Below are 13203 nucleotides of genomic sequence, written 5' to 3'. Positions count from 1 at the left end.
GGATTGAGACCGTGGCGACAGCAGCATCGGATCCGACCAGGCATTTCTTCCAGCCGATCATCGTCTGCCTGACCGTGGCTTCGGTCGCGCTGACGCTGTTCGTGATCTGGATTTCTTTGCACGATCTGTCGCTGATGCGCGCCGGACGGGAAAAGTTCGTCGGCCTCGACAATTACCTGCGCTTCTTCGGCGATCCGCGCGCCATGGCGGCGCTGTGGCGCACGGTGCTGTTCACGACACTGGCGACGGTGATCGAGATCGCGCTCGGGCTTGCCGTCGTGCTTTTCCTCGACCGCGACTTCGCCATGAAACGGCTGGTGAGGACGCTGCTTCTGGTGCCGATCATCATGACGCCGGTGGTCGTCGGGCTGACCTGGCGCTTCCTGTTCGATCCCGCCACCGGTATGGCGAACTATCTTCTGTCACTGGCCGGCATATCCCAGGTCGACTGGCTGGGCAGTCCTCAACTGGCGCTGTTTTCGGTTCTGATCGCCGACATCTGGCAGTGGACGCCCTTCGTCATCCTCTTGGTGATGGCGGCACTAGAATCGGCACCCACCGATCCGCTCAATGCCGCCCGCGTCGACGGCGCGCGCGAATGGCAGGTGACCTGGTATGTGCTGCTGCCGATGCTGCGCCGGGCGCTCGCCATCGTCGCGCTGATCCGGGCGATCGACAGCATCAAGGCCTTCGACCTGTTCTACATCATGACGCGCGGCGGGCCGGCGCTTTCGACCGAGACGCTGAACTATTACGGCTACATCGTCGCCTTCACCAATTTCGACATTTCCTACGCGCTCGCCATCGCCGTCATCCTGACCATCTTCACCAATGTCGCGCTCCTGACCATGTACAGCGTGCTGTTTCCGAAAGCGGGAGAGCGCTGATGGGCCGGCGTACGGTTTTCTATGTCGGGCTGCTCATGCTTTTGCTGGCGGTGCTGTTCCCGCTCTACTGGGTGGTGGTGACTTCGTTCAAGACGACGCGCGACGCCTTCGCCATTCCGCCGGTCTGGCTGTTCAGCCCGACGCTCGACAACTACCGCACTGTGTTCGCCAATCGCGGCTTCCTTAGCGCGTTTGCCAATTCCTTCATCATTTCCATCCTGTCCAGCGCGCTGGCGGTGGCCATCGGCTCGGTCGCCGCCTACGGGTTGGCGCAGCAGCCGGGCGACCTGCGCCGCTCCAAGGAAAAGTTCATCCTCAGCCTGCGCATCGCGCCGGCGCTGCTGTTTGTCATTCCGATGTATTACCTGGCGACCCGAATCGGCGCGCTCAACCAGCACTGGCTGCTGATTGCGGCCTATGCCTTCGTCAATGTGCCGTTCGCCATCTCGCTGCTGATCACCTTCTTCGACGACATCCCGAAGGAGCTGCGCGATGCGGCCCGCGTCGACGGCGCGCGTGAGTTCAGCGTGTTCTGGCATGTCTACCTGCCAGCGGCGCGCGGCGGCATCGTCGCGACGCTGATTCTCTGTGTGCTGTTCACCTGGAACGAGTTCTTCGTCGCCCTGGTGCTGACCGGCCGCGACACGCAGACCCTGCCGGTCTCCATCACCTCGTTCCTGACCTTCCAGGGCATCCAGTGGGGCGCGCTGACCGCCGCCGCCACGCTCATCATGCTGCCGATGATCGTGCTTGGCGTTCTGGTGCAGGGGCAGATCGTGCGCGGCATGACGCTGGGCAGCGTGAAGGGCTGAGGGGGAAACGATGGCGAATTTGTCTATACGGTCGGTGTCGAAATCCTACGGTGCGGTCAACGTGCTGGACGATGTCTCGGTCGAAGTCGAGGAAGGCTCCTTCGTCGTGCTGCTCGGGCCTTCGGGCTGCGGGAAGTCGACGCTGCTGCATGCGATTGCCGGGCTCAACCCGATCGATTCCGGCACCATCGTCATCGGCGACCGCAACGTCACCAATCTTCCCGCGCGAGAGCGCGACGTGGCGATGGTGTTTCAGTCCTACGCGCTCTATCCGACCATGTCGGTGGCCGAGAACATTGCCTTTCCGCTGAAGATGCGCGGACTAGACCGCAAGACGTCAGGCGAGAAGGTCGATGCGGTGGCGAAGCTGCTGCAGATCGAACCCTTGCTGGGTCGCAAGCCACGTGAGTTGTCCGGCGGCCAGCGCCAGCGCGTCGCCATCGGCCGGGCACTGGTGCGCGATCCCAGGCTGTTCCTGTTCGACGAGCCGCTCTCCAATCTCGACGCGGCGCTGCGCACGGAACTGCGCGCCGAGATCAAGCGCCTGCACCAGTCGATCCGCCGCACCATGGTCTATGTGACGCACGACCAGACCGAGGCGCTGACGCTGGCCGACAAGATCGTCGTGCTGAAAGCCGGCAAGATTGAGCAGATCGGCACGCCGCTGTCGCTCTACGACGATCCCGACAACGCCTTCGTCGCCGGCTTCATCGGCTCGCCCCGCATGAACTTCCTCAATGCGAAGGTGGCCGAGGGCGGGAAAGCCGTGCTTGTCGGCGATGCCAGTGTCGATATCTCTCATCTCGCGACGCGGCTTGGCAGTGGCCAAGACGTTACCCTGGGCATCAGGCCGGAGCATCTCGACGAAAAGCAGGGCGTCGAGCTTGCGCTGGCCGTCGATGTCACCGAACGCCTGGGATCGACCTCCTACGTGCACGGCGCGCTGCCCAGCGGCGAAACGGTGGTCGCCGAACGGCGCGAGGACCAGCCGCGTTTCGGCGAGACGATCACGCTGCGCTTCCTGCCCAGCCGCACCCGCATCTTCGACGCGCAGGGGTTGCGCATTCGCTGATCCTGTTTGGTGCTGCCTCAGGCCGTTCCCCATCCTGGAAAGCGGTCCGGGCGCAGCCATTCCTGCGTTGGATTGCCATCGCCCGACAGCGCCGCGTCGAGCAGCCAGCGCGCGGTGGCGGGTGCGGCATGCATGCCGATCGAGCCCATGCCGCCATGCACGAACAGCCCCTCGACAGCGGTCCGGCCAGCGACCGGCAGGCCGTCGGACAGCATCGGTCTGTTTCCGGGATAGACGTTCTTGACCTGCGGAGAGCCGAGACCGGGGAGCATGCGCAGCGTGCGGCCGGCGATACGGCTTGCCATGGCGGTGTTGCGGACGAGGTCGCGAAAGGCGGGCTGGACGGAGGCGCCGAGCCTGGCATCGCCGCCGCGCATCGGGTTGAGGCAGATGGCCTCGACGGCCGGTTGGTCGTCGCGCTGGGCGGCGACATCGGCGAGGCCATCGAGCCTCATGCGCCGGCCGAGTTCCTCCTGATCCGGCCAGGTCAGTTCCTCGACGATCCAGGGCAATTCGAAGTCGAGCTTGCCCAGTTGGATCAGCCAGCCGCGTCCGGCGGTGAGGGGTAACCCGGGCAGCGGTCCATCGCCCACGGTGCGCCGCAGAAGGTCCGACATCCACAGTCCGTTGGCGATGAAGACGAGATCGGCGGGAACGATGCCCTGGTCGGTCAGCACGCCCTGCACCTTGCCGCCCCTGGAGAAGATCTGGGCGACGCGCAGGCCTGTCCGGATCGTCGCTCCGGCCTCGCGGGCGGCATGGGCGAAGGCGTGTGTCGCTCCCATCGGCTCCAGCGTCCATGCGCGGCCGACGCTGTAGCCGCCGGCCACCTTGAAGCCGATGCGCGGATGGTCGCGCGCCAGATCCTTGCCTATGATCTTTTCCATAGGTACGCCCGCCGCCCGGTAGCGGTCCGCCACTGCGGCAGCGGCTTCGAAACTCGCCTCATCCTCGGAGATCAGCAGATGCGCGATTGCCGCGAATTCGAAGGGAACAGGTCCGTCGGCAAGCTCGGCGTAGACCGCGACGCTGGCATCCAGCAGTTCGACCACCTCCTTTTGTGGGCCGCTGAGCAAGGTGCCGGTGTTTCGCCCCGAGGACTCCGCGGCGATCATGCTCTGCTCAAGGATGGTCGTCTTGAAGCCTCTGCGAGCCAGCTCGTAGCCGAGCGAGCAGCCGGCAATGCCGCCGCCGATGACCAGGGCGTCCACCGGCGCCTTGCCGAAATCCCTGACGATGGCCATCGTGACCCCTCCATCAATGCCTTCATTCTCGTATACTCGTATACGAGAATGAAGAGCCGCATTCAAGAGCTTCCGGCTGCCACGCAATCAGCACGGCACAATTTTGCCGGACCAAGGCCCGTTCTTTACGATTTGCCGTGGCGCTACGAGGCTCGCATGAGTTTGCCGTAGCGCTTGACCAGCCGATCGCGCTTCAGGCGCGTCAGCCTGTGCGTCCAGAAGAGCCCGTCGAGCTGATCGATCTCATGCTGGTGACAAACCGCCAGCAGACCATCGGCGTTCTCGAACTGCTCATTGCCATCCAGATCCTGTTAGCGAACGATTATGCGCGCGTGTCGCTCGATATCCTCGGTGACGCCGGGCATCGAAACGCTGCCTTCCGCATGACGGATCATTTCGGTCGAGGCGTGGACGATCGATGGATTGACGTAGATCCCCGGCTTTGCGGCGGAAGGCAGCTGGATCACCACCAGGCGTCTCAAAATGCCGATATGCGGGCCGGTGATGCCGATCCCGGGCGCCGCGTGCATGGTGTCGACGAGATCGCCGGCCAAACCGTGCAAGTCGCTGTCGAACAGTTTTACAGGTTCAGCCACCGCGCGGAGGAGGGGATTGGGGAACCTTATGATCGGCCGAACCGCCATGGAGCTCGTCCTACGTCACGATTCGGCCAGGCAAGCACGGATTTCCGCATCGTGTTCGCCACGCGCCGGGCTTGCGGCAGGCGAGCACCGCGCCCTTGCCGAAAAACGCGGTGCCGCCGCCGCTTGAAGAGCACCGTCCACCGTCAGCCACGTACCGCGCGCGGCCATGTGCGGATGCTGTGCTGCCTCCCGCGGGCCAAGTACCGGCCCGACGCAGGCGTCCGACCCTTCGAACAGCTCGACCCATTCGTCGCGGGATTTCTTCGCAAAGATTGCCGCCAGCCGGTTGCCGAGCTCCGGCCAGAGATCGCGGTCGAATTGGTTGGCGAATTCCGGATCGGCGGCGAGGCCAAGCCGGTCGAGGAACAGCGCATAGAAGTTCGGCTCGATGCACTGGACGCTGATGAAGCCGCCATCCGCGGTGCGATAGACGCGGCACCAGTGCGGTCCGTCGAGAAGGCTGTTGCCCCGTTCGGCGGCAAGGCCGCCGGACTGGGCGAGCGACATCAACAGGTTCATCATGTGGGCAGAGCCGTCGACGATCGCCGCGTCGACCACGGTGCCTTTCCCGCTGGCGCTGGCGTTCATCATGGCCGCGAGCATGCCGATCACAAGATAGAGCGCGCCGCCGCCTATGTCGCCGACCAGCGTCGGCGGCGACATAGGCACCTCTCCTGGCAAGGAGCCGTACCAGAGCGCACCGGACACGCCGATATAGTTCATGTCGTGACCGGCGGTGCGGGCGAGCGGGCCATCCTGGCCCCAGCCTGTCATGCGGCCGTAAACCAGCTTCGGGTTGACGGCGAGGCAGGCATCCGGGCCGAGCCCGAGACGTTCCATAACGCCGGGCCGGAAACCCTCGATCAATCCATCGGCGGTGGCGATCAGGCGCATCAGTACGGCGACATCTTCGGCATCCTTGAGGTCGAGCGCGATGGAGCGCTTGCCGCGATCGAGCAGCGAGCGCTCCGGCAGGCCCGGCATCGGCGCCTGCTTGCGGTGGACGACGATGACATCGGCGCCGAGATCGGCCAAGAGCATGCCGGCGAAAGGCGCCGGCCCAAGCGCCTCAATCTCGACGATGCGGGTTCCCTTCAGCATTTCGCCCTCCATGGCGTTCAGGCTCGGCATCGCGCACTTTTGGTATCGCCTGCTTTGGTACCGTGCAGGGCGACGGTGTGTAACCCTGCCGTTTTGGCATTGAAGCACGTGCCGCCGGCATATACTTCAGGACCATGAAAAAAATCGGTTTCCTGTCATTCGGGCATTGGACGCCCTCGTCGCAATCGCAGGTGCGCTCGGCGAGCGATGCGCTTCTGCAATCCATCGATCTTGCCGTCGCCGCCGAGCAGCTTGGCGCCGACGGCGCCTATTTTCGCGTGCACCACTTTGCCCGCCAGCTCGCCTCGCCATTCCCGCTTTTGGCGGCCGTCGGCGCCAAGACCAGCCGCATCGAGATCGGCACGGCGGTCATCGACATGCGCTACGAGAACCCGCTCTACATGGCCGAAGATGCCGGTGCCGCCGACATCATCGCTGGCGGGCGGTTGCAGCTCGGCATCAGTCGCGGCTCGCCCGAGCAGGTAATCGATGGCTGGCGCTATTTCGGCTATCAGCCACAGGAGGGCAAAAGCGACGCCGACATGGCGCGGCATCACGCCGAGGTCTTCCTCGACACGCTGCGCGGCGAGGGCTTTGCACAGCCCAATCCGCGGCCGATGTTCCCCAACCCGCCCGGCCTGCTCAGGCTGGAGCCGCATTCGGAAGGCCTGCGCGAGCGCATCTGGTGGGGTGCGGCCACCAACGCCACTTCGGAATGGGCGGCGAAACTGGGCATGAATTTGCAAAGTTCGACGCTGAAATTCGACGAGACGGGCAAGCCCTTCCACATCCAGCAAGCCGAGCAGATCCGGATCTATCGTGAGGCGTGGAAAGCGGCCGGCCATGAGCGCGAACCGCGCGTCTCGGTCAGCCGCAGCATCTTCGCGCTGGTCGACGACCGTGACCGCGCCTATTTCGGCCGCGGCAATGAGAGCCGCGACCAGATCGGCTTCATCGAGGAGAATACGAGGGCGATCTTCGGGCGCAGCTACGCCGCCGAGCCGGATGTGCTGATCAAGGAACTGGCGCAGGACGAGGCGATCGCCGAGGCCGACACGCTGCTGCTCACCGTGCCCAACCAGCTCGGCGTCGACTACAACGCCCACGTCATCGAAGCGATCCTGACCCATGTCGCGCCTGGGCTGGGTTGGCGCTGACAGGAGAGCCAAGACAGCGACAACTGAGGAGAGGAGATCCACGCCATGGCGAAGAAAGCCTTGATTGCCTGGGGCGGTTGGGAAGGCCATACGCCGGAGCGCAGCGCCAATGTCATCCGGGCCCTGCTCGAGCGCAACGGTTTCGCCGTCACGCTGGGCCAGGGCACGGCGATGTTCGCCGATCCGGAGTTGTCGTCATTCGATCTCATCGTACCTGTCATCACCATGTCGACGATCGAAAAGGCCGAACTGCAGAACCTGACGCAGGCCGTTCGCCAAGGGACCGGGCTCGGCGGCTTTCACGGCACGATGGGCGACAGTTTTCGCAACGAGCCCGACTATCAGTTCATGACCGGCGGCCAATGGGTCGCGCATCCCGGCGACATCATCGACTACCAGGTCGTCATCACCCGGCCGGACGATCCGATCACCAGAGGCGTCGGCGATTTCGCCTACCGGTCGGAGCAGTATTACATGCATGTCGATCCGAGCAACGAAGTGCTGGCGACGACCACTTTCACCGACGCGCATTTCCCGGGCATCGGCGGCGTCGTCATGCCTGTGATCTGGAAGCGCCGGTATGGTTCGGGCAGGGTGTTTTACAGTTCTCTTGGACATACGGCGGATGAGTTCGCGGTGCCGGAAATGGCGCTGATTGTGGAGCGCGGTTTGCTCTGGGCGGCGCGGGGGTAGCAGCAAGCGCGGTTTCGTGAAAATCTGGGCCGAAATTCACAGGGCATCCATGGAGATATCCAATGAGTGATTTCGAGTGGTCCGGATCCGAAAAGAAGCTAGCGCGCCATGCCTTCGATACCGCTCTTGAGGCGGCGCTCGCAAAGACTATGGCCGACTTCAAAAGCAAGGCGAGTGCGGTGACGCAGCCCTCCGAGATGTGGGAGCTCGAAGACTATTTGCATGAACAGCGACGGCAAATCGATCGCACGTTCGACTATCGCTATTCGCAGCTTCTCTTCGTGTTCGCGCAGCTTATTCGAGCAGGGTATCTCGATGAAAAGCTGCTTGCCGGTCTGTCGCAAGACAAGCGGGATGTCATTCAGCGGGACCTGGCCTTTGTGGCGAGACGCTCGGCCGGTGGCTGACCGGGGCGGCGCTCCCGGGTTCGCGATTGTCATTGACGGCACTTGTGCGACTATCCATAGGCTCCTGACTTCGTCATCCTAGGGCGTAGCAGGAGCGAAGCTCCGTCGCGGAGACCCTAGGATGACGAAGCCGGGGACGCTGAGACCCTCACCTGATCCCGCCCACAACCACATAGGCGCCAGCGCTTCGCCCATCCTCCAGCCGCACCACCGCCGTGATGATCGAGCCATACGGGCCGCGCCAGACGCTGTGGAACCGCTGATGCTCGGCGGCCGGAACGAGCGCACGCCCGACTAGGCGCGCGCCGCTTCGCTGCAATGCGACAGGCTCGCCGTTGATATGCACCTTGACGCTGGCATTCTCCGCCTCCGCGTCGCCGGGCAGGTCGACAGTGATGGATATCTCGTCCTGATCGCCCGAAGAACGCGTCTCGGCGGCAAGCGCGATGACAAGCGGTGGCGCCTTGCCGTCGCCACACCGGGCGGGCCGATCCGAAAACACGTCATCGGCCAATTCAGGTGTGCGTGGCGGACTCATGCGGCGCTGCGTGGCGCGTTCGAAATCTCCGGCCATGCGCAGCAAGCGTTCATCATCATAGGCCTTGCCAGCGAAGGTCAGGCCGACCGGCATGCCGATGTCGGCCATGGTGCCCATCGGCACGGTGACGGTCGGGATGCCGAAATGGCGCCAGACCAGATTGCCGTTGGCGACCCAGGTGCCGTTGCGCCAAGCAAGGGCGGCGGACGCCTCGTTGATGTCGGCATCGGCCGGGCCGACATCGGCGGCGGCGGGCAGCACCACGGCGTCGATGCCTTGTGCATCGAGCCAATCCTCGAAATCGATGCGCCGTGTCGCTTCAAGGCCCTTGAGACCATCCTCCATGGTCGGGATATCCTTGAAGGGCGTGACCCCGGCTTTCGCCCGCTCGACATACTCCGCGAGGTCGAAGCCGCCTTCATAGCGGTCGGGCAGCGTGCCTGGCGGCTGCGGGAAGATTTTGGGGCCATCGACCGAGGCGAGGTCGGGAATGTCAGGGTGGGCATTGGCGCGCAAAAAGTCGTCCCAGCCCCAGATGCAGAGATCCCAGGTTTCGCGGTCGGCGAATTCCTTCGGTACCAGCCCACGCTCGACGATGGTACGCGTGCCGGGGCGGTCGCGCTCATAGTTGGAGACGACGGGAAAATCGACTTCCACCACCTCGGCGCCCAGCCGTTTGAGATCGGCCGCCGCCTGTTCCCAAAGGGCAAGCACGGAGGCCCGGGTTTCGATCGGCCGGTCGGCGCGGCTGTCGCGGCCGATATACATTCGGGGCACGCCGAGCCGCATGCCTTTCAGCGATCCCGCGAGCGTGAGACCGGTATAGCGTTGCGGCCGCATTTCGGAGCTCTTCGGCAGCTTGACCCAGGGCTGCGCGCGCCAGAAATCGCCTCGCGTCTGGGGATCGTCGGCCACGATGACGTCGAGCAGCTCCAGCATATCGTTCACGGTCCGCGTGTGCGGCACGACGACATCCATGGTCGGAACCAGCGGCCAGTTGCCGCGCACGGAGATTACGCCGCGCGAGGGCGTGTAAGCAACCAGCGCGTTGTTAGTGGCCGGGGCGCGGCCGGATGACCAGGTTTCCTCGCCGAGCCCGAAGGCGCAGAAGCTGGCAGCGGTCGCGGTGCCCGAACCGTTCGACGAGCCCGACGCGAAGGCGGCGGTCAGATAGTCGGCATTGTAAGGGCTTTCGGCGCGGCCATAGACGCCGCGCTGCATGCCGCCATTGGCCATGGGCGGCATGTTGGTCAGGCCGATCAGCACCGCGCCGCCGACCCTCAGCCGCGCGATGGTGAAGGCGTCCTCATTGGCGACGAGATGCCCGAAGGCCGGCGAGCCGGCGGCGACCGTCAGGCCTTTGACCTTGTAGCTATCCTTGGCGGTGTAGGGGATGCCATCCAGCGGCCCGAGCAGGGCGCCGGTGCGCCGCCGTTGGTCGGAAGCAGCCGCTTCCTCGAACATATCAGGGTTGAGCACGGGAACCGCGTTGAGACTGATGCCATGGCGGTCGAAATGCGCGATGCGGCGCAGATACGCTGCGACCAACTCGACGCTGGTGACGAGACCGCCATCAAGTGCGCGGCGCAGTTGGTCGATCGTCGCTTCGACGAGATGAAGGCTGGCATCGGTCATCACGGGTTCCAGGCTGTCGTTTCGACACCATGGATGAGCGAGGCCGCCGGCTTCGGCAAGAGCCAATCGGCAGTCTTTGTCGTAAGGTGTTGTTCCTGCAGCCGTCCTTCCGGCCTGGTTCAGCCGGTCGCCTGTTTCATGCGCTCGATGATCCCGGCCATCAGCGCCAGGTCGCGGCGCGAGTCGGCGAGGTCAGTCAAAGGCTTGGTGCCTTCGGTGATGTGGCGATGGAAAATCTCCAGTTCGTTGGAGAAGGCGTCGCCATAAAGCGGGCCGAAGCTTTTGGTCACCGGGCCGAGCGGGCCGGCATCGGTTACTTCCAGCCGGGTCGGCAGGCTGCGGATATAGGGCGTGTCGTAGATGATGCGCACGCGCCTGGTGTTGGAGCGCACCTCGATCATGGCATCGAACAGGCCGAGATCGTCGACCACCGCGTCATAGAGACAGGCGAAGTGGCCATAGTCGAAGGTGACCGACGTGTTGGCCCCGCCATTGGTGCGGTGCGCGGCGACGACGCGCGCCGGCTCGCCGATGAGCCCGCGCATCGCGGAGATGTGGTGCGAGGACAGCGCCGTCAGCCCGCGATAGGCGCGCACCAGGTCTGCGGGCGCGTCGGCGCCGACGACTTCACGGATCAGCGCATCCCGTTCCCTGGCGCCTCGCGCGAGGAGGGCAGGGTCGATGTCGTTGGGATAAAGGACGTTCCGGCTCTTCTTGAGGAAGTGCCGGCCCTCCGAAATCAGGTCGAAGATGCGGACATGGGTGATGTCGGCGTGGGCGGGAAGCTCGTCCCTGGCCGCCAGATAGGCCGGCGCGTAGCGGCGCATGTAGCCGACGAACAGGGTCTTTTGGTAGGCCGGCATCAGTGCCAGCAACTCATCGATCTCGCGCACCGTCAGGCAAGCCGGCTTTTCCAGCAGGATGTGCTTGTCGGCGGCAATCGCGGCGCGCACGAAGCGGCTGTGAGTGTCGTCAGACGACAGCACGAACACCACGTCGATGTCGGGTGAATTGATCAGCGCCTCGGCCGAGTCGTAGGCTTTTGCCGTCGCATATTGGGAGGTGATCAGCGCCACCAGGCTTGGCGACACGTCATGGACGCCCGCGATCGCCCAGCGGTCGCGCTGATCCGCCAGAACGGGCAGATGGATCGACTGCGCGACTTCTCCAAGACCCACAAGTCCGACACGAAGTGGTGCCACTCTCAAACTCCCCTGATTTCAAGTCTGTTGTTCGATGCTCACGCCGCGCCGGTGACCAGCGCGACGAGTTCGTTGCCGGTGGTTTCCGCAGCGCGCACCGTTGCCGCCATCTTGCCCGCCCGCATCACCCAGATCTGGTCGGACAGGCGGCGCACCTGATCGAAATTGTGGCTGACCAGGATGACCGAGACCGATTGTTCGCGCAGGCGCCGGATCAGCGCCTCGACATTGGCGGTCTCTTGCACGCCGAGCGCCGCGGTCGGCTCGTCCATCACCACCAGCTTGGCGCCGGAGCCGACGGCGCGGCAGATCGAGATCGCCTGCCGTTGGCCGCCCGACAGACGACGCACGCGCTGGTTGATCGACGGCACGTTGATGGACAGGCGCGACAGCATGGAGCGGGCCTCGCGTTTCATTGCCTTGCGGTCTAGGAACGCGAAAGGGCCGATGCGGCGCACGAGCTCGCGGTTGAGGAACAGGTTTTGCGCCACCGTCAGTTCGTCGATCAGCGCCAGGTTCTGGTGCACGGTCTCGATGCCGGCCTTACGTGCTCCGTCCGGGTTGGAGAAGGGATGCTGGCGGCCGTCGAAGACGATCGAGCCGGCATCCGGCACATGCACGCCGACCAGGCAGCGGATCAGCGTCGACTTGCCGGCTCCGTTGTCACCGATGACGGCGGTGACTTCGCCGCGGCGCGCCTGGAAGGCGACATCGGTGAAGGCGCGCACCCCGCCGAAATGCTTGCTCAGGTCCTGGCAGGCGATGATCGCGTCCGAGGCGGGGAAGGGGAGGACCGCGCTCATTTCTGATACCGCATGATCAGCGCCGCCAGCACCACGATGGCACCCACGGCAAGCGGTTGGTAGAAGGCCGAAACGCTAAGCAGCGTCAGCCCGTTGACCAGTGCGGTCAGCATCAGCGCGCCGATGGCCGGGCCAAGTATGCTGGCACGGCCGCCAAACAGGCTGACGCCGCCCAGCACCACCGCGGCCACCGAATTCAAAAGCAGGCTGGTGTTGATCTGCGGTTCGGCCGAGCCGATGCGCGCCACCAGGAGGATTGCGGCGATGCCGGCGCACAGGCCCGAGATGGTGTAGGCGGCGATCTTGACCCGATTGGTGCGGATGCCGAGCGCGCCGGCGCTTTCGACCTGGCCGCCGGTCGCCAGCAGATGGACGCCGAAGCGCGTGTGGTAGAGCGCGACATGCGCTGCGACGACCGCCGCTATCGCCACCCAGACCGGATAGCCGAATGGGCCGAAAGAACCTGAGGCAAGCCTGAGCAGAAAAGTCGAGCCGACCATGGTCGGCTCGCCGCCCGACAGGATCAGGCCGAGCCCGGTGATGGCCGACAGCGTGCCGAGCGTCACCACGAAATCGGGGATTTTGCCGGCGGTGATGATGAGGCCGTTGAGAAAACCGATGGCGCTGGTGGCCAGCACGCAGAGCACGCAGGCAATGAAGATGCCGTAGCCCGCCGCATTGACCAGACCGAGGACGATGGCGCCGAGCATGACGGCCGCCGCCAGTGACAGGTCGATGCCTGAGGTCGCGACGACAAAGGTCTGGCCGATCGACAGTACGACCAGGATGGACGCCGCCAGCAGCAGTGCCTGCAGATTGGCGATGCTGAGGAAGACCGGCTGGGCGATGCCGAAGACGATGACGAGACCGACCAGGCCGACGACGGACGCCCAGTCGGCCCAGAAGGAGGGATCCAGGAGGAGAGCCGACAGGGAGGGGCGGCTCTCCGCCGCGGGGGGGGGGGGGGGGGGGGGGGGGGGGGGGGGGGGGGGGGGGGGGGGGGGGGGG

At 64.9% G+C, this 13203-nt stretch carries 12 protein-coding genes and 1 pseudogene; 6 read left to right on the top strand and 7 right to left on the bottom strand.

Going from position 1 to position 13203, the window contains the following annotated elements; all coding sequences use genetic code 11:
• Positions 1-11: 11 nt before the first annotated feature.
• From LB568_RS05395 to LB568_RS05385, 3 genes are read left to right on the top strand one after another with little or no spacing between them, the layout of a single operon-like run.
• Positions 12-887 (top strand): carbohydrate ABC transporter permease, encoded by an 876-nt coding sequence (locus LB568_RS05395; protein ID WP_224729518.1) that lies wholly within the window; start codon positions 12-14, stop codon positions 885-887.
• Positions 887-1699, top strand: a complete 813-nt coding sequence (locus LB568_RS05390) for a carbohydrate ABC transporter permease (protein WP_013894181.1) — start codon at positions 887-889, stop codon at positions 1697-1699. Before LB568_RS05395 ends, LB568_RS05390 begins: the two co-directional genes overlap by 1 nt.
• A 10-nt stretch (positions 1700-1709) precedes the next feature.
• Positions 1710-2771 carry an ABC transporter ATP-binding protein gene (locus tag LB568_RS05385; RefSeq protein WP_224729517.1) on the top strand — a complete coding sequence of 354 codons (1062 nt, stop codon included), beginning with the start codon at positions 1710-1712 and terminating at the stop codon, positions 2769-2771.
• Between the two features lie 17 nt (positions 2772-2788).
• On the opposite strand, the gene LB568_RS05380 is transcribed toward LB568_RS05385, so the two are convergent.
• The 3 genes and pseudogenes from LB568_RS05380 to LB568_RS05370 form a co-directional block, all read right to left on the bottom strand.
• Entirely contained in the window at positions 2789-4015 is a 1227-nt protein-coding gene (locus LB568_RS05380) for an NAD(P)/FAD-dependent oxidoreductase (protein ID WP_224729516.1), read from the bottom strand.
• Positions 4016-4158: 143 nt separating this feature from the next.
• A pseudogene (locus tag LB568_RS05375) lies at positions 4159-4659 on the bottom strand (peptide deformylase).
• 15 nt (positions 4660-4674) lie between these two features.
• On the bottom strand, positions 4675-5760 hold the full coding sequence (locus LB568_RS05370; RefSeq protein ID WP_224729515.1) for a CaiB/BaiF CoA transferase family protein: 1086 nt from the start codon (positions 5758-5760) through the stop codon (positions 4675-4677).
• Positions 5761-5894: 134 nt separating this feature from the next.
• Between LB568_RS05370 and LB568_RS05365 the strand changes: the two genes are divergently transcribed.
• From LB568_RS05365 to LB568_RS05355, 3 genes are all read left to right on the top strand, one after another.
• A complete protein-coding gene (locus LB568_RS05365; RefSeq protein WP_023766225.1) occupies positions 5895-6917 on the top strand; it encodes an LLM class flavin-dependent oxidoreductase in 1023 nt (340 codons plus the stop codon).
• A gap of 45 nt (positions 6918-6962) precedes the next feature.
• The gene (locus tag LB568_RS05360) at positions 6963-7610 is read left to right on the top strand and encodes a ThuA domain-containing protein (RefSeq protein ID WP_224729514.1); all 648 of its coding nucleotides are present in this window, start codon (positions 6963-6965) and stop codon (positions 7608-7610) included.
• Between the two features lie 62 nt (positions 7611-7672).
• Positions 7673-8017: a hypothetical protein gene (locus LB568_RS05355; RefSeq protein WP_224729513.1), complete on the top strand. Its 345-nt coding sequence runs from the start codon at positions 7673-7675 to the stop codon at positions 8015-8017.
• A 148-nt stretch (positions 8018-8165) separates the two neighbouring features.
• On the opposite strand, the gene LB568_RS05350 is transcribed toward LB568_RS05355, so the two are convergent.
• The 4 genes from LB568_RS05350 to LB568_RS05335 all read right to left on the bottom strand — a co-directional run bounded on the left by LB568_RS05350 (position 8166) and on the right by LB568_RS05335 (position 13127).
• On the bottom strand, positions 8166-10190 hold the full coding sequence (locus tag LB568_RS05350; protein WP_224729512.1) for an amidase: 2025 nt from the start codon (positions 10188-10190) through the stop codon (positions 8166-8168).
• A 119-nt stretch (positions 10191-10309) separates the two neighbouring features.
• Positions 10310-11392: a Gfo/Idh/MocA family protein gene (locus tag LB568_RS05345; RefSeq protein WP_224729511.1), complete on the bottom strand. Its 1083-nt coding sequence runs from the start codon at positions 11390-11392 to the stop codon at positions 10310-10312.
• Between the two features lie 38 nt (positions 11393-11430).
• The gene (locus LB568_RS05340; RefSeq protein WP_013894190.1) at positions 11431-12195 is read right to left on the bottom strand and encodes an ATP-binding cassette domain-containing protein; all 765 of its coding nucleotides are present in this window, start codon (positions 12193-12195) and stop codon (positions 11431-11433) included.
• Positions 12192-13127 carry an ABC transporter permease gene (locus LB568_RS05335; RefSeq protein WP_318013244.1) on the bottom strand — a complete coding sequence of 312 codons (936 nt, stop codon included), beginning with the start codon at positions 13125-13127 and terminating at the stop codon, positions 12192-12194. The genes LB568_RS05340 and LB568_RS05335 overlap by 4 nt, the downstream gene beginning before the upstream one ends.
• Between the last annotated feature and the right edge of the window lie 76 nt (positions 13128-13203).

The sequence above is a fragment of the Mesorhizobium sp. B263B2A genome, assembly GCF_020165775.1.
Classification (GTDB): Bacteria; Pseudomonadota; Alphaproteobacteria; order Rhizobiales; family Rhizobiaceae; genus Mesorhizobium; species Mesorhizobium opportunistum.
The sequence above is the reverse complement of the archived record's forward strand: the minus strand, read 5'-3'. Positions and strand labels throughout refer to the sequence as shown.